Source organism: Bacillus sp. GW823-FHT06A11 (genome assembly GCF_058795355.1).
Genome location: NZ_JBXAHS010000001.1, coordinates 1,281,297 through 1,297,872 on the forward strand (window position 1 = coordinate 1,281,297; position 16,576 = coordinate 1,297,872).

Annotated in this window: 13 protein-coding genes; 4 read left to right on the plus strand and 9 right to left on the minus strand. The window is 37.3% G+C overall.

Annotation, left to right across the window (positions count from 1 at the left end; genetic code table 11):
- Positions 1–8 precede the first annotated feature (8 nt).
- The 5 genes from addA to AC1Q8L_RS06470 form a co-directional block, all read right to left on the minus strand.
- Positions 9–3,734 (minus strand): helicase-exonuclease AddAB subunit AddA, encoded by a 3,726-nt coding sequence (addA, locus tag AC1Q8L_RS06450; protein ID WP_492339414.1) that lies wholly within the window; start codon positions 3,732–3,734, stop codon positions 9–11.
- Entirely contained in the window at positions 3,731–7,246 is a 3,516-nt protein-coding gene (gene addB, locus AC1Q8L_RS06455) for a helicase-exonuclease AddAB subunit AddB (protein WP_000058586.1), read from the minus strand. Before addB ends, addA begins: the two co-directional genes overlap by 4 nt.
- 116 nt (positions 7,247–7,362) lie before the next feature.
- Positions 7,363–7,926 (minus strand): signal peptidase I, encoded by a 564-nt coding sequence (gene lepB, locus AC1Q8L_RS06460; RefSeq protein WP_000751897.1) that lies wholly within the window; start codon positions 7,924–7,926, stop codon positions 7,363–7,365.
- Between the two features lie 56 nt (positions 7,927–7,982).
- Positions 7,983–8,576: a TVP38/TMEM64 family protein gene (locus tag AC1Q8L_RS06465; RefSeq protein ID WP_000347517.1), complete on the minus strand. Its 594-nt coding sequence runs from the start codon at positions 8,574–8,576 to the stop codon at positions 7,983–7,985.
- A 373-nt stretch (positions 8,577–8,949) separates the two neighbouring features.
- Positions 8,950–9,531: a competence protein ComK gene (locus tag AC1Q8L_RS06470; protein ID WP_000444448.1), complete on the minus strand. Its 582-nt coding sequence runs from the start codon at positions 9,529–9,531 to the stop codon at positions 8,950–8,952.
- A 282-nt stretch (positions 9,532–9,813) separates the two neighbouring features.
- On the opposite strand from AC1Q8L_RS06470, the gene AC1Q8L_RS06475 reads away from it, so the two are divergent.
- The gene (locus tag AC1Q8L_RS06475) at positions 9,814–9,999 is read left to right on the plus strand and encodes a hypothetical protein (protein ID WP_000391377.1); all 186 of its coding nucleotides are present in this window, start codon (positions 9,814–9,816) and stop codon (positions 9,997–9,999) included.
- Between the two features lie 305 nt (positions 10,000–10,304).
- Positions 10,305–10,508 (plus strand): hypothetical protein, encoded by a 204-nt coding sequence (locus AC1Q8L_RS06480; RefSeq protein ID WP_098311746.1) that lies wholly within the window; start codon positions 10,305–10,307, stop codon positions 10,506–10,508.
- A gap of 197 nt (positions 10,509–10,705) precedes the next feature.
- Here AC1Q8L_RS06480 and cspA read toward each other — a convergent pair whose 3' ends face one another.
- Positions 10,706–10,909 (minus strand): RNA chaperone/antiterminator CspA, encoded by a 204-nt coding sequence (cspA, locus tag AC1Q8L_RS06485; protein ID WP_000301522.1) that lies wholly within the window; start codon positions 10,907–10,909, stop codon positions 10,706–10,708.
- 284 nt (positions 10,910–11,193) lie between these two features.
- Here cspA and AC1Q8L_RS06490 point away from each other — a divergent pair, with 284 nt between their 5' ends.
- Both AC1Q8L_RS06490 and AC1Q8L_RS06495 read left to right on the plus strand, forming a co-directional pair.
- Positions 11,194–11,688 (plus strand): DUF6584 family protein, encoded by a 495-nt coding sequence (locus AC1Q8L_RS06490; protein ID WP_000182394.1) that lies wholly within the window; start codon positions 11,194–11,196, stop codon positions 11,686–11,688.
- 19 nt (positions 11,689–11,707) lie between these two features.
- On the plus strand, positions 11,708–12,499 hold the full coding sequence (locus AC1Q8L_RS06495) for a phosphotransferase (protein ID WP_000073785.1): 792 nt from the start codon (positions 11,708–11,710) through the stop codon (positions 12,497–12,499).
- Positions 12,500–12,608: 109 nt separating this feature from the next.
- On the opposite strand, the gene aceA is transcribed toward AC1Q8L_RS06495, so the two are convergent.
- From aceA to AC1Q8L_RS06510, 3 genes are all read right to left on the minus strand, one after another.
- Positions 12,609–13,886 (minus strand): isocitrate lyase, encoded by a 1,278-nt coding sequence (aceA, locus tag AC1Q8L_RS06500; RefSeq protein WP_000787346.1) that lies wholly within the window; start codon positions 13,884–13,886, stop codon positions 12,609–12,611.
- A 23-nt stretch (positions 13,887–13,909) separates the two neighbouring features.
- Positions 13,910–15,499, minus strand: a complete 1,590-nt coding sequence (aceB, locus tag AC1Q8L_RS06505; RefSeq protein ID WP_000107345.1) for a malate synthase A — start codon at positions 15,497–15,499, stop codon at positions 13,910–13,912.
- A 221-nt stretch (positions 15,500–15,720) separates the two neighbouring features.
- Entirely contained in the window at positions 15,721–16,377 is a 657-nt protein-coding gene (locus AC1Q8L_RS06510) for an S-layer homology domain-containing protein (RefSeq protein WP_002093903.1), read from the minus strand.
- Positions 16,378–16,576: the final 199 nt, after the last annotated feature.

Genomic DNA, 16,576 nt, shown 5'->3' on the forward strand with positions numbered 1-16,576 from the left:
AAGCCCCTCTATTCTTCAATATTTACAACGTGATTCCCATCAAAGAAATATAAACATTTCTCTTTCACAGGATGTTGTAAGCTTTTCTCGAGTGCTTTTGCATATAACGAAAGTTGCACTTTATATCGATCTTCTAAAATTGGTTTTGCTTGTTCGAATCCACCTGGGAATTTCCCTTCAATCGTATCTGTTTTGAAGTCGATTAACGTAATGCCATCTTCCTCTTCAATCATGCAGTCGATAACCCCTTGGACAAGAATCGTTTCTTCACTCTCCCCTTGCCAATCTTGATATGCTTCTTCTGCTGCAAGCATCATCGTAAATGGTACTTCACGCTCAACACTTTTCGCCGCTAATACCCTTTTACCTAAGTCACTGTCAAAGAATGAAATTACTTTTTCAATTGCTATTTCTTCCGCCTGCTCGAATGTTAATAATTCCTTATTTACCATTCCTGCGATTTGTTCTTGTAGCGTTTCGGCCGTAATCGGTTTCTTCAAATCTACATGCTGCATAACGGCATGGACTGCTGTTCCACGCTCTGCGTACGTTAACCCTTTTTTCTCCATAAAGCGCGGACGTGTTTTAATTGGTGCACGTAGTTTTTTAATAAAGGCGTTATCGCTACCTTCTTCAGATTGATAATTTCTCTTTATTTCTGTAACAGATTGCTTCGCACGATGAGATGTCGCATCCTCATATCCGTACTTCCACATTAATCTGTCGTACACTTCTTCTTTCCGTTCACTTTGCAGGGGAACAGCCTTTTTCTCACGAAGCGCTTCTAACAATTCTTGTTTCTCTTCTTGAACTGGCTCTGGTGCAAGAAGCGTGTTACCGTCCACAACTTCTACTTTCCAGCTAGTGTCATACCCGTAAATTTCATCCGGAATGCTTCCTTGTCCTAATTCAAGAAGCATTTCACTATCACGGTGTCTATATAATGAAGGTGCAATCCAGTCTAAATAACAAGACGCCCCAGCACGTATGTGATCTGGTAATAACCATTCACTATGTTCCCTCGCATCAAGCCATTTTTCCATTTCCTTAGTTGCATCCTTAACTGTTCCGATTAAAATTAGCTTCTCTTTCGCACGCGTTAACGCTACGTATAATACGCGCATTTCTTCTGCAATTAATTCCATTTTCATTTTACGCTTAATCGCAAGCTGTGATAATGTCGTATATTTAATTCGTTTACGCGGATCGATAAATTGTGAACCGAAACCGAAATCTTTATGCAGTAAGAAACGCTTCATTAAGTCTTGTGTATTAAAACGACGACCGAGTCCAGCTACAAATACGACCGGGAACTCTAGCCCTTTACTTTTATGAATCGTCATAATGCGAACAACGTCTTCTTGTTCACCGAGGGCTCTCGCCGTACCCATATCATCACCGCGTTCTAAAATACGTTCAATAAAACGCAAGAAGCGGAATAACCCTCTAAATGATGTTGCTTCATATTGTCTTGCACGGTCATATAGCACGCGCAAGTTTGCCTGCCTTTGCTTTCCAGCTGGTAAACCGCCAACGAAGTCGTAATAACCTGTCTCACCGTACACTTTCCAAATTAAATCAGAAAGGGATTGTTGACGGGCAAATTCACGCCATCCTTGCAGTAAATTATAAAACCACTCTAATTTATCATGAAGTTCTTGCTCTTCTTCAAGCGGTGCTCCTTGTAAGAACGAGCTCATTACTTCATAAAATGACCCTTTCTTCCCATGAGCACGAAGCGTCGCAAGGTCTTCATCATTTAGTCCCACAATCGGTGAACGAAGTACAGCTGCAAGCGGAATATCTTGCATCGGATTATCAATAACGCGGAATACGTTCATCATAATATTTACTTCTGTCGCTTCAAAATAACCAGTCGCAAGGTCAGCATATACTGGAATTCCTTGCAATTTTAACTCTTCCATAATTTGCGGCGCCCACGGCATCGAGCGGAGTAAAATAACGAAATCACGGTATTGTACAGGGCGCATACTATCCGTTTTACGATCATACACTTCATAACCTGAATCAACCATCGCTTTAATACGCTGCGCCATAAGACGAGCTTCTAGCTGTGCTTTTTCGACTTCTGCACCTTCTTCTCCATCCATTACTTCTTCTTCCGTTTGCTGAATACATAGTAATTCTGCTGCTACATCTTCACCTTCTGGATAGGTAGCACCTAGCTTTAGTTCAGCGTCAGCATCGTAGTCAATTTCCCCAACTTCTTCGCCCATAATTTGTTTAAAGATAAAGTTCGTACCTGCTAGTACTTCATGACGACTACGGAAGTTTTTCGCTAAGTCAATCTTCATTCCGCCGCCCAATCCTTCTTGTGTGAAGCGTTTATATTTTCCTAGGAATAGTCCTGGCTCGGCTAGTCGGAAACGATAAATCGACTGCTTTACGTCACCAACCATGAACAAGTTTCCTTCACTCTCAGAATCTTTCGTTACGAATTTAATAATGGATTCCTGTACAAAGTTCGTGTCTTGATATTCATCGACTAATACTTCAGCAAATTTATTACGATATTGGAGCGCCACTGCTGACGGATTCATTTCACCATTTTCACTTTGTTCACTTAAAATTTGTAAACAAAAATGCTCTAAATCTGTGAAATCGACCATTCCTTTATCTCGCTTCATCGCTTGGAAACGCTCTGTAAATACTTTTACAAGTTGAACAAGCTTTTCTAATACTGGGTGCATATCTTGAAAATCTCGTAAGAAACTTTCAGGTTTGCGGCTAAATAACTCTTCCTGTAATTTCTTCACTTCATCTTTCGCTTTATTACGAAGAGAGTCTACTTGTTTTACAACATCTTCATTGTAATCACTTTTCTTAATACGCTTTAACGTTTGCCACGATACGTTTTGCATCGCTTCATACAAACTTGTCCACGACTCACGAGCAGCTGATGATAGCGTTCCAAGTAAAGCTACATCTGCTTGCAGGGTTTCAATGCGAGGCGCTGGACCGTCAGGAAGCATTGCGAGTTCAGTTGCCTTACGAATATGCTGTTCCGCTGTTTCAAGCTGGAATTTCACATCTTCTAATAAATAAGAAGCATATACTAAATCCTCAATTGTCTTTCCTTCTACGTCATATGCTTCTACTAATTTATCAAGCCACTTTTCCGGATTTGGATGCGCTCTTGATTCTGTATGAAGCGCTAAAATCATACGTTGTAAGTCATCATCACTACGGTCACTCGTATAACGATCAACGAGTTCAAAGAATATCGTATTATCTTCGATGCCATACTCTTCTTCTAATATGTCATCTAGCACTTCTTCTTTTAACAATTCATTTTCTGTTTGATTCGCAATACGGAAACGAGGATCAACATCAAGCATGTAGTAATATCCTCTAATTACTTGTAAACAGAATGAGTGAATTGTTGAAATGGAAGCTTTATTTAATAGGCTCAGCTGCTTTCTTACGTGTTGAGAGCCTGGTTCATCAATTAATACCTTTTCTAACGCTTCCCCGATTCGGTTTTTCATCTCTTGCGCTGCTGCATTCGTAAATGTTACAACGAGCAGGCGGTCGACATCGACTGGGTTCTCTTCATTAATAATCTTTTTAATAATACGTTCAACTAATACTGCTGTTTTACCTGATCCAGCTGCAGCCGCAACTAAAATATCACGTCCGTTCGCTACAACAGCTTTCCACTGGTCATCTGTCCATTGACTACCTTCTGGTTTTTTAGGCCAATTTTCTATCATTCTCCGCCAACCTCCTCTCTTATTTTCTCCATCGCTTCGCTATCTTTCATATCTTTTAACGATCGGAACTGATTATCTTCAAGTGACTCATCAAATTGACAAACAGATTTGAAGTTACAGAACGTACATGCTGCTTTATTTCCCATTTTATAAGGAGCAATATCGATAACACCTTCCGTAATATCTTTTCCAATATTTTCAAACGTATGGTGTACATATTTTTGCAGTACGTTAAACTCTTGCTCACTTGCAATACTTGAACGCGCACTAAAGCTACCGTCTTTTTTCAGGCCAGCAGAAATAATATCTGAGCTTCCTGTTGAAAGTTTGTTATCCATTAAACGAACAACGTCAGCATCTCCTAATACGAGTCCTTTCATTTTAAATTTCTTTAAAATTTCTTTTTCAATTTCAGCTTCAGATGCGTCACCTTTCATCTCAACGATTGGGTTATGAATATGGAAATACAATACACCAGCTGGTGATGCTGCGTGGCCTTTTTTCATCCACGTCTGTGCATTCGAAGTAACAACATCTAAATACGTTAACATTTGAAGTGCTAATCCGTAATACACTTCCGTTAAATCTAACGCTTTTGAACTTGATTTATAATCAATAATACGTAAGAACGTCCCGTTTTCATCTTCTGCCTTATCAACACGGTCAATACGACCGACTACTTCCATCTTTACACCATTTGGTAATGAGAATTCCATTGGCGGAAGTGACCCTGTACCACCCATACCGAACGGCACCTCTAAATCAACTGGTACGAATCCGCTCGACTTCGCATGTTCACGAAGAATGATTGACGTGCGGAAAATAATTTGTTGTAGTTTTTGTTTTAAATAGAAATGACGATTTGAACTTAATAAAATTTGTCGTTGTAATAACGGTGCAATTTCTTCTATTACTAAAACAGAAAGATGTTCACATTCTTTTATTGATAAATCCGCCCAAGTGCGGTTTTCACGCAATAACTTGTCCGCAATTTTCTTTAATGCCGCATGGAATAATTCGCCGATATCTGGCGCATCAAGTTTGAAAATATCACGCTCTCTAAGCGACAAACCATGCTGCGCGAAATGAGCGTATGCACAACGATTAAATAGTTCCATACGAGAGACGCTTCCTTTAATTGTATCTCCGTATAAATCTCTACTTACTGCTGTACTTAGTTTCTGCGCACGATTTCGGTAAAATAAACTTGATAGCACGCGACTACTTTTTTGTTTCCATTCATCTGACGTTACGTAGAAATTATATACATCCCACCAAAAATCTAAATTCCCTTCAAATCCGTATCGTTTCCACGTTTGTAGTTGCTGCATAACGTAAGATAACGTCACTTCTGGCGTTGCTACATATGAAATTTGTTCTGAGCGTGATAAGTCGTTTACATCATTCGTAATAAACGAATCTTTCACATTAGGGAACATTCTTTTTATTTTCTTAATAAAGCTAGACGCAAGTAACGTCTTTCCTTCTTCATCTGCAAGCGGGCATGAAATGTATAACTTCTCAGATGCTCTCGTTACCATTTGATACATAACGAACTGTTCTTCTAACAAAGTTTGTCTCGTCGTTGGCGCTAATTCAATCCCTGCTGCACCAAGAACTTCTCTTTCCTCATCAGAAAGCATACCTTCATCCATAGGTGCTGCTGGAATGACACCCTCATTTACACCTATAATAAACGTTGCTCTCACATCAGATAACCTGGAGTGATCAATATTAGCAATTAACACTTGGTCTAATGACGGCGGAATGTTAGCAAATTGAAGTGCCTCAAGACCTGTCGACATAACGTCAGTAAACATAGAAAGAGACATTTTCTCTTCCCCAAGCATCTCTACAAATGTATCAAGAAGGCTCATTACTTCTTCCCATACTTGTTCATGATCTGTCGCAAATAAGAAATCTCCACTTTCTTCTGCACGTATACGCAATTCTTCTAGTTTCTTCGGAACATCCAGTTCTTCTAAAAATAAATAAACTGCTTCACACATTTGCATAACTGTTCCCGCACGTTTCAACCTTTTTTGCATGCGAATAACAGGCGTTCTTACAACGTCGCGTAGCCTATTTATTTTCTCTTCCATTTCACGTTCACTGTCTGTAATCATCCCGTTCGTATCGTCAAGAGAACGATAACGGCGATACATCCACGGATCCTCTGAAGTCCATCTCTTTCCTTGTACACCGTACGCTAAACAGTAGTTTTCAAACTCATCCATTTCTTCGCGCATCGTTTCTTTTCTTACGTCTAATGGATATAAAAGCTCTGTTTTCACGCAGCGGAACACCGCATCGTAACGCCAATTCCCGCTAATAATCTCTAAAGCAGAACGAATACATTCTACTAATGGATGATGTGACATCGGGCGTTTTTCATCGATGAAGTGCGGGATATTATAATCTGTAAATAAAGTCCGCATCACATCGTAATAACTTTCCCCGTTACGCAGAAGCACAGCAATATCTCGGTAACGATATTTTTCATCCGCAACAAGTTTACGAATTTCACGAGCAACACCTTCTACCTCCGCTCGTAAATTCGCAGCTGTACTAATCGTTACACTCGCTTCACCGTTAAATTTTTCATTCGGACGCGCTTCATAATGAGCTTCTAAATGCGCTAATGCTGGAGAATGAAAACGCGGCTGTTCCATAAGTGGAATTGTTTTTTCAATTTCTATTTTCTCTTCACGCGCTACTTGTTTTATTTTTTCATACGTTAACGTCGTTTCATAAAATAAATCGAGTTCATTTACTGGCTGTGCTAACGTTTTTTCATCTATCGTTAACGTGATCGTAACTTTCGCTCCGCAAATCATAAGCTGTCTTACAATCTCTAACTCTTGCGGGGAGAATGAATGAAATCCATCTATATAAATTTCCGCACCATTTACATATTCAGACTGCGGAAGCTTTTCCACTAGCAATTGCAGGTAGTCTTCTGAATCTAAGTATTTTCCAATTAAAGCACGTTCAAAATCATCGTATAGTAACTGTAAATCATACACTTTATTCGCTAGTAACTTTTGTTCGGCACTGCTACTATGCGCATCTAATTGTTGCCACATTTCATATACGTTAGATGGCGTTACATTGTAACGTTTAAACTCCGCGATCATACTGCCAAGATGTTCAAAGAAACCGTTTTGCTCCGCTGCTTTTTGGAACACCGATAACCCATCTTTACGAGACTCTACAATTTTACGGAGTAACATATGTACACCAGCTTCATCGATATGAAGACGACTTGCTCCGCCAACTTCTTGCAGTACCTTCCACGCTAATCGTGAAAAACTAAAAACTTGTGCCCGAATAGAACCTCTTACATCCTCACTTCCAATTAACGCCTGCTGCGTCTGGAATGTCATCTGTTCTGGCACAAGATATAATATTGTTTTCCCTCTCGGGCGCTGTTTTAACTCTTCTTGCACTTCACGTAAACAAAGTGTACTTTTTCCACTTCCCGCTCTACCAATCACAAATCGAAGTGACATGTAACCCCACCTTTCACTTACATAACGAACGTTAGTTTGCTACTATAATTGTATTATAGTACACGAAAAAAGACAAACTGAGTTGTTTGTCTTTTCTATACTTCTACTTCATTATATCAACCTTTTGAAAAATTCGTTTGTACCTCTTGAATTGGCCAATATCGCAAATCAACTTTACCGACGACTGTATCAGCTTTTACAAAGCCAAAGTGTCTACTATCCCAGCTCCCGAGCCGGTTATCACCTACTACAAAAATAAACCCGGGTGGCACCAGCTTTTCTTTCGTTAACTCTTCTAATGTAAAGTCGCCTGTTAGTTGCCTTCCATTTATCTCTTTCTTATACTTCTCTAAATACGGCTCATCAATAAATTGTCCATTTATATATAACTTATCATGCTTATATTCAATATGATCTCCAGGTAAACCGATAATTCGCTTTACATAGTCCTCTTTTTTATTCGCATGAAACACCACAACATCAAATCTGTTCAAGTCCCCAACTTGATAACTCACCTTATTTACAACGAGCATATTGCCATCTTGCAATGTCGGCATCATTGACTTCCCCTCTACAACATACGTTGAAAAGAAAAACGTTCGAAAAAATACAGCTAATAATACACCAATTAAAATTGTTCGTATCCACTCTATGCCTTCTTTTTTCAAAGTTTTCTTCATCTGCTTCTCCCCTTATCCTTTAATACTGAAGCTTTCCTTTACAAAGAAGACTATTCTTAATGTAGTTCTAACTTTACTTCGATTTTCTTACCGACATACCATAAAATAAAAATACCAATCGCTACAATGACTGATTTCACCGGGTTATGAATAAATGACATTAAATCATGACCGATATACGTTAAAATAAAAATCATCACAAGTTTTCCGAATGCTAACGCTAGACCAAACTGTTTTACACTAATTCGGGATAAACCAGCGACAACATTTATGAGCGCTGACGGTGTAAACGGAAAACAAAATATAACAAAAATCGGTGCGAATCCTTTCCTTTCAATCCACCCCATTGCTTTTCGTACTCTCTCATGCTTATTTACAAACGAAAAGAAACGACTGCGACCAAAATGGCGGATGATGAAAAAGACAAGTAATGCACCCATTACTGATCCAAGCCATGAATAAAGAAAACCGAGCCAAAAGCCAAATGCAACAGCATTCGCCAGTACAAATACGATAAGCGGTAATGCTGGAATCAACGCCTCTATCATCGGTAAACCAATACCAAGAAGTGGTCCGAACGCTTTATAACTCTCAACAATATGATCCATATTTTCTGGTGAAAAATACTCTTTGATTGTCTGAAAATCCATTCTACACTTTACCCCTTTACTCTAAATACTATCCCTACTGTATCATCGCTTATATGAAAGAGGAAATGGTAGATACGACATATGGAGATGTATTTATTAAAGTTTCCATATCTTTCATAAGAATTCCTTCATTATTTAGCTATGATAATCTATCAATATTCGACAGGACATGTCGTTCGTTTTGTTATTTAGATGGTTTTCCGATTTTTTATCGGTAAATGAAATTACAATGGTGATTTTCTAAATATATCGCTTTATCTATACAGCCCGACCCCCACCTAACTTTTTTGCTTTCGCTGAATTTTGAGGTGGGGGTCTTACTGCCCACAAATAGCGGGATAAACAAAAAAGAATGGGGATTCCCCCCATTCTTTCACACTTCGCCTTCCTTCACAAAATACACACTCTCATAAGCGGGTCTTAATGTTGATTCCTCTTTTTTATCAATCTCTTTAAAACAAGGGCTCCCTTGTTTTTTCCTACGATCTTCATATTCAGTACGTAATTTCGCTGTACGATTTTGTTGATTTTCAAAACTAGTTTTTGATATTTCTAATTTCACAGCAAAGCCATTTATAAATCTAATAATAAGATTTCCATCTTTTAATTCTTTATTACTTTCAATATAAAAATGAGACAACCAAGCGCACTCTTTTCTAGAGTAAGAATAGGTAGGGAAAAAATAAAGTTGATCTGTAGGACTAATCGCAATTGGTGCTTTATGTGTAATATGAGTTAACTCTTTCGTTCCTTCTTTTCTGCCTAAGAAACTCGAGCCATGCTTGCGGCAACTTCTTTCTATAATATCTAGAGGTTTTTGAAATACGAAAAAAGAATCATTCATTTCAACGACTCGAGTAACAATTTTCTTTTCACTTAGAATAACAGGAAGTAAGGCCATCGTATTTTTCGTTACAACATAATTTTCGACATAGCGTTCCACTTTACTTTCCATGCTCTATTATCTCCTTTTTTCCATTTATATTAGCAGCTGCATATATAATTTTAGCACCTATGAAAAGAAAACGGATTGCATATTCCACTATTTTACATAGATTTATTATTTATCAACCATTCTTTAAATTTAAAATTAACTATATAATAATAAAAAGATAATAATGTACACAAAAAACATTTATACTACTATAAATATTTGAAATCACTTCCTCATTTCACATCATTACAACAACTAACTTTGCTATAATTAAAATATAAATCCAATATATGGAGGGCCACTATGGAAGAAAAAGAAATCCAACCATCGATTCAAATGAAAAATAGCAGCGTCATTATCGTGAAAAACTCAGCTAGTATTATATTCGGTTTATTTTTCATTCTTCTATTCTTTTCCAAACCATTTCGTAAATCAAAATGTCCAGAATGTAAAAAACGTGAGAAGAAAAAATTAGAGCAAGAACAATAAAAGGCCTTCCTTTATGGAATGCCTTTTTACATTTGTAGTATCATTTTATTTATTCTTCTTCACCCTAAAAAACAACTATATTTTCTTCCAAGATTCTCTACATCTTTTTTTGATTTGTATATGATCCTTATATAAAACATGAGAAATAGTATTTGTACATCTTTATCCATCACTAACAATTCGTTAATTAGTTAACTTTATAATATAAGTTTTGTATATAATTTCATTCAAAAACACAATATATATAAGTGGTCATTTTATAATTACATTGCTTTTTATCGAATTCCAAAAAGGAGCTGTATACTATGGATAAAGAAAGCCTATTAAGCCAGCAGGTTAATAGCATCCCCTCAGATGCTCTGAATACCCCTAGTAAGGAACAAGAACAACTGTTAGAAACATCATCTCAAAACGTACAAAATTCCAACAACAATGCTAACAAAAAAGATGTTACTCAAGGTCTATCTGGAAAAGATTCCCCTATTTCAATGAAGAATACAAATTTATAGTTATTTACTATCATACGCAGTAACTGCTCTTGCTGAAATAATTCTTCTACAGAAACTAATACGCATTCCAGATAATTTTTTACCCGTTGTAACATAGAAAAAGAGATTTAGATATAAAAACAGGCTCTAAAAAAACTTTCTCCACAACAAAAAAAGGATGGCATTAGCCATCCTTTTTTCCATCATCAACTATAAAATTATAGTTTGATTACGTTTTTAGCTTGAGGTCCACGGTTACCTTCTTCGATTTCGAAGCTAACTTTTTGGCCTTCTTCTAGAGATTTGAAACCTTCAGTTTCGATTGCAGAGAAATGTACGAATACGTCGTTTTCGCCTGGAACTTCGATGAAACCGAAGCCTTTTTCGTTGTTAAACCATTTTACTTGTCCTGTTACTGCCATGATTATTTCCTCCTAAGAAAATACAAATTTTAATTTTTTTAGTCTTCCTGTCTAAAAAAAGAATCCACACATTATCAAATACGAAACATAAACTAGTTCTCACATACTTTTTCTCGTTCGTTTCCAGCACTTGATAACATATGGATTGCTTAATTTAACTATTCAACTGACATCATCATAGCATACTTAAAATGAAATGTACAATCTTTTTTGAAAATGGAATTTCTAATTTTTAGTATTTCTTATAAAATATAATTATCTCTATTCTAAATAAGGAGGAATTTATGACCAATAAAATTCCTAGAAAAACATTAAAAAGAATCGAAGAGGATATTGAAAATAATAATCTTGGAAAAGCAAGAGACAGATTGCACGGCCTCATCTTTACATACCCAAATGAATTACATCTTCGAAAACAACTCGGAGATATTTATTATAAATTACAATATCCAGAAATGGCTGGACGTTACTGGTATCTAGAGGAGCATAAAACAGATATTATGCATGAATCATGTTTATTATTTGAAAAATCAAGGGGAAATAGTCCTCATCATATTGCACGTGCTTTAAAGTTTAAAGGCGATTCTAACCATATAAAAGGTTTGCATAAAGATCAACCTTTATCTTCAGTACAGAAGAAAGTAGCAGAGGAGTTAATTTATGAGTATAAAGAAACATGGCAAGATAAGCTAGTTCCTTTTGGCTGTCTAGCATTCCTTGCTTGCCTTCTCTTTTCTGCCATTATTGGTCTATTTACTATTTGGAATTGGATTTTTTAATCACAGGGGGAATTTTCACATGTCAAACTACGCTAAAGAAGAAAGGCTAACAGGGGGAAACGTCTCAAACGTATATCGTTCTGAAAATACTGTTCGGCGAGAGTTAAAGCCGGGCAGTGAAAAGATTCATAAGCTATTGCAACATTTAGAAAACAAAGGATTTCATTATGCTCCAAAGTTTTTAGGTGTAGATGAAAAAGATAGAGAGATTTTATCCTTTATTGAAGGAGAAGCTGGCAATTATCCTTTAAAAGAATATATGCGATCTAATGATGTATTAAAAGAAATCGCAAAGATGCTTCGCCTTTACCATGATGCTGTAAGTGATTTTCCATTATTAAATGATTGGAAACCGATGGATCACACTCCAAATAACATTGAGGTTTTATGTCACAATGATTTTGCCATATATAACATTATTTTTAATAATGAGAAGCCAGTAGGGATTATTGATTTCGATGTTGCTGCTCCTGGTCCAAGACTATGGGATATCGCTTATACACTCTATACTTGTGTGCCTTTAAGTAGAGTGTATTATACAGAATCCGGTGAAGCCGTTCATTATGACTCATCGCAACATGCAGATCGCATTAAAGAGAGAATGAATTTGTTCGTTCAGTCCTATGATAAAAATATGGATGAAGATTACTTAGGAATGGTGTTGCTTCGATTAGAAGGATTATGTACATATATGAAACGAAAAGCGCAAGAAGGCGACTTGAATTTCCAAAGAATGATTGATGAAGGACATCTAGAGCATTATGAGAAAGATATGAAGTTTATTCGTGATCATAGGGCTGAGTGGAGTTGATTTAGTAATAAAGAAAAGGAAGTATCGTTTTTTTCCGACAACTCAATCTCTCTTTTCGAATCGTTTAGAAAATAACAAGGGGCACCCTTCAAAAAGGTGCCCCTTCCTTTTATTTCGTAAACTGTGCTTCTTCCGTAGATCCTTTTAACGCTGTCGTTGATGAAGTTCCGCCTGTAATCACTTGTGCAACTTCATCAAAGTAACCTGTTCCTACTTCGCGTTGATGACGTGTTGCAGAGTAGCCATGTTTTTCAGCTGCGAATTCTGCTTGTTGTAGTTCAGAGTATGCTGCCATGCCGCGCTCTTTATAGCCACGTGCTAGTTCAAACATACCGTAATTTAATGAATGGAATCCAGCAAGTGTTACGAATTGGAACTTATAACCGTAAGACGCGATTTCCTTTTGGAAGCTTGCAATTGTTTTTTCATCTAGTTTTTGTTTCCAGTTGAATGAAGGTGAACAGTTATATGCAAGTAGCTTTCCTGGATGCTCCTTATGAATTGCGTCCGCAAATCGTTTTGCATCTTCTAAATTTGGTTCCGACGTTTCACACCAAACGAGGTCTGCATACGGTGCATACGCTAAACCGCGCGCAATTGCCTGATCAAGACCTGCATTTGTACGGTAAAATCCTTCTGGTGTTCTTTCTCCTGTAATAAATGCTTTATCAACAGGATCGATATCGCTCGTAATTAAATCAGCTGCATCCGCATCTGTTCTTGCAACGATAATTGTCGGCACTCCCATTACATCTGCTGCAAGGCGTGCAGAAATTAAATTGCGTACTGCTGTTTGCGTTGGTAGTAGTACTTTTCCGCCTAAATGGCCACATTTTTTCTCTGAAGATAATTGATCTTCAAAATGCACACCTGATGCACCTGCTTCAATCATACCTTTCATCAGTTCGAATACATTTAATTGCCCACCAAATCCAGCTTCTGCATCTGCTACAATCGGTACGAAATAGTCTGTATCATCGCTTCCTTCCATATGCTGAATTTGATCCGCACGTTGAAGCGTTTGATTAATTCGTTTTACTACAGCAGGTACGCTGTTCGCTGGATATAAACTTTGGTCTGGATACATATGTCCAGACAGGTTTGCATCCGCTGCTACTTGCCAACCACTTAAGTAAATCGCTTTTAACCCAGCTTTTACTTGTTGCATCGCTTGGTTTCCTGTTAATGCGCCAAGTGCGTTAATATAGTCTTCTGTATGAAGCGATGTCCAAAGCTTCTCAGCACCGCGACGCGCTAACGTATGTTCAATATCAATTGACCCGCGCAGGCGAATTACATCTTCTGCCGAATATGGACGTGTGATCCCTTTCCAACGCTCATCTAATTCCCAGCTTTCTTGTAACTTCTCGATTCTTTCGTTTTTCATTTGTTCCATCCCCTTTTCATTTTTTATAAAATTTCATAACCCGGTAATGTTAAAAATGGTACGAATTCATCATTTCGAACGAGATTTGTAAACAAAGTTGTCGCCTCTTGGAATCTCCCTTTCTTAAAGGCTTCCTTACCAATCTCTCTTTCTATTTTTGCTAATTCTTCTTCTTTTAGCTCTTCCATTAATTCAAGCGTAATATTACGACCATCATTTAGTTTTCCACCTTCATGACGAATCCATTGCCATACTTGTGCTCTTGAAATTTCAGCAGTTGCCGCATCTTCCATTAAGTTATAAATGGGTGCTGCTCCCCGTCCGCTTAACCAAGATGCAATATATTGAATACCTACACTAATATTCATGCGAAGGCCCTCTTCTGTAATCGTTCCCACCGGTACCTCTAGTAAATCGTTTTCTGTTACACATATTTCTTCACGTTTTCTAAAAATTTGATTCGGTGTTTTCATAATGTGATTAAATACTTCCATTGCAACCGGTACAAGTCCAGGGTGGGCAACCCAAGTCCCGTCATGACCGTCTAAAGCTTCGCGCTCCTTATCAGCACGCACTTTTTCAAAAGCTGCTTCATTTGCTTCTGGATTATTTTTAATCGGAATTTGTGCCGCCATTCCTCCAATTGCTGGTGCATTACGGCGGTGACATGTTTGAATTACTTTCAAAGAATAGGAACGCATAAATGGTGCCGTCATCGTGACTTGTGCTCTATCTGGTAGTAAGAATTTATTATGATTACGGAAACTCTTTAAAAAGCTAAAAATATAATCCCATCTTCCGCAGTTTAAGCCAGCAGAATGATCTTTTAGCTCATACAAAATTTCATCCATTTCAAACGAAGCGTGAATCGTTTCCAGTAACACAGTTGCTTTAATCGTTCCATTTGGAATGCCGATATATTTTTGAGCAAATACGAATACATCATTCCATAATCTCGCTTCTAAATAACTTTCCATTTTCGGTAAGTAAAAGTATGGGCCGCTCCCTTTTGCTAAAAGAGCTTTCGCATTATGGAAAAAGTACAAGCCGAAGTCTACTAAGCTACCCGACATATTTTTCCCATCAACTTGCATATGCTTTTCCTCTAAATGCCATCCTCTTGGACGTACAATGAGTACAGCTGTTTTCTCATTTAATCTATATTCTTTCCCTTTATCATTTTCATGTGAAATCGTTCCCTTTACTGCATCTCGTAAATTGATTTGGCCTTCCACTGCATTTTCCCAAGTTGGTGAATTCGAATCTTCAAAATCCGCCATAAAAAGATGCGCTCCTGAATTTAAAGCGTTAATGACCATCTTTCTATCTACCGGTCCAGTAATCTCTACACGGCGATCCTCTAAGTCTTTTGGCAGCTTGGCAATTGTCCAATCCGCTTCACGTATGTGTTTTGTTTCTTCTAGAAACTTCGGAAACTCCCCTGCATCAATTCTCTTTTGTTTTTCTACACGTTTTTGTAAAAGTTCTATGCGGCGCTCATTAAAATTCTCATGTAGTTCCTTCAAAAAACTAAGCACCTCAGGTGTCAATATTTCGTTGTACGCTGGTAACATTTCTCCAACGAGTGTAACCCGTGAAGTTTGCGTCGACATATTAGCATCCCCTTCTTAAACTGTTTTATAACAGATTTGATTTTATGTTTTATATTATATAACAAATCTTCAGAAAAGGAAGTTTTTTTTGAAAATTCACTTCATTTTTTTTTCAAAACGCCATTCTTTCGCGCTTTATTTCATACAAAAAAAGGCCGCTGTTATACAACAACGACCTTTTTGTATTATTTTTAAATTTCACTTTGACTAGTTAAACTTTATTACTGCCCTTGTTCCATATCATGCAATATTGCTCTATGTAAAAACTGTGCGTATTGTTCTCTCGTTACCTTCATAGACGGACCGAATTTACCTTCTCCGATTCCCATTGTAATACCATTTGTTTGTACTGCACTAATTGCATTCGTTGCCCATGAATTTGCTGAAACATCATTAAAGTTATGAGATCCCTTTGCCTGTAAGTCAAAAGCATTCGTAAGAACTTGTGCCATTTCCGCACGCGTTAACGTCGCCTTCGGTCTAAAGTTTCCATTCTCGTCTCCCTGGAAAATTCCGATTTCCGTTAAAGCCAATATCTCCTCGATAAAGCTTGTTGAATTTTCATCAATATCTCCATATGGATTTTCATATTGTTCTTCCATATCAAATACACGGTAAACTAAAGCTGCAACTTGCTCACGTGTTACATTATCCCCAAAACCGAATATCCCATCGCCATATCCCAAAATAATTTCTTGTTCCGCTAAATTATGAATCGCCTCATATGCCCAATGTCCTTTTGGTACATCTTTAAATACAATTGTATTTGTTTTTTGCAACGGTGCACTTTCCGCTTTTACATTGTTACTCTCTGCTGAGAATAACATCCCACCCATAATTGTTAATGCTGTAGCTGTTTTTAATAATTTTTTGCTCATTACATTTCCTCCCCAATATGTATATATTTTTTCCGACACATTTCGTGACGCTTTTGTGAATCATATTACACATCATGTCTTTTTTATGGGGTTGATTATAAAGCTTATGTATAACATTAAACATACAAAAAAACGAATAATTATTCTTTTTTAAACAAACAAAAAAGCACAAATATTTCTATTTGTACTTTCATATTTC

Coding starts and splice junctions, on each gene's coding strand:
- addA (WP_492339414.1), bottom strand. CDS start 3,734: ATGATAGAAAATTGGCCTAAAAAACCAGAAGGTAGTCAATGGACAGAT.
- addB (WP_000058586.1), bottom strand. CDS start 7,246: ATGTCACTTCGATTTGTGATTGGTAGAGCGGGAAGTGGAAAAAGTACA.
- lepB (WP_000751897.1), bottom strand. CDS start 7,926: ATGAAGAAAACTTTGAAAAAAGAAGGCATAGAGTGGATACGAACAATT.
- AC1Q8L_RS06465 (WP_000347517.1), bottom strand. CDS start 8,576: ATGGATTTTCAGACAATCAAAGAGTATTTTTCACCAGAAAATATGGAT.
- AC1Q8L_RS06470 (WP_000444448.1), bottom strand. CDS start 9,531: ATGGAAAGTAAAGTGGAACGCTATGTCGAAAATTATGTTGTAACGAAA.
- AC1Q8L_RS06475 (WP_000391377.1), top strand. CDS start 9,814: ATGGAAGAAAAAGAAATCCAACCATCGATTCAAATGAAAAATAGCAGC.
- AC1Q8L_RS06480 (WP_098311746.1), top strand. CDS start 10,305: ATGGATAAAGAAAGCCTATTAAGCCAGCAGGTTAATAGCATCCCCTCA.
- cspA (WP_000301522.1), bottom strand. CDS start 10,909: ATGGCAGTAACAGGACAAGTAAAATGGTTTAACAACGAAAAAGGCTTC.
- AC1Q8L_RS06490 (WP_000182394.1), top strand. CDS start 11,194: ATGACCAATAAAATTCCTAGAAAAACATTAAAAAGAATCGAAGAGGAT.
- AC1Q8L_RS06495 (WP_000073785.1), top strand. CDS start 11,708: ATGTCAAACTACGCTAAAGAAGAAAGGCTAACAGGGGGAAACGTCTCA.
- aceA (WP_000787346.1), bottom strand. CDS start 13,886: ATGAAAAACGAAAGAATCGAGAAGTTACAAGAAAGCTGGGAATTAGAT.
- aceB (WP_000107345.1), bottom strand. CDS start 15,499: ATGTCGACGCAAACTTCACGGGTTACACTCGTTGGAGAAATGTTACCA.
- AC1Q8L_RS06510 (WP_002093903.1), bottom strand. CDS start 16,377: ATGAGCAAAAAATTATTAAAAACAGCTACAGCATTAACAATTATGGGT.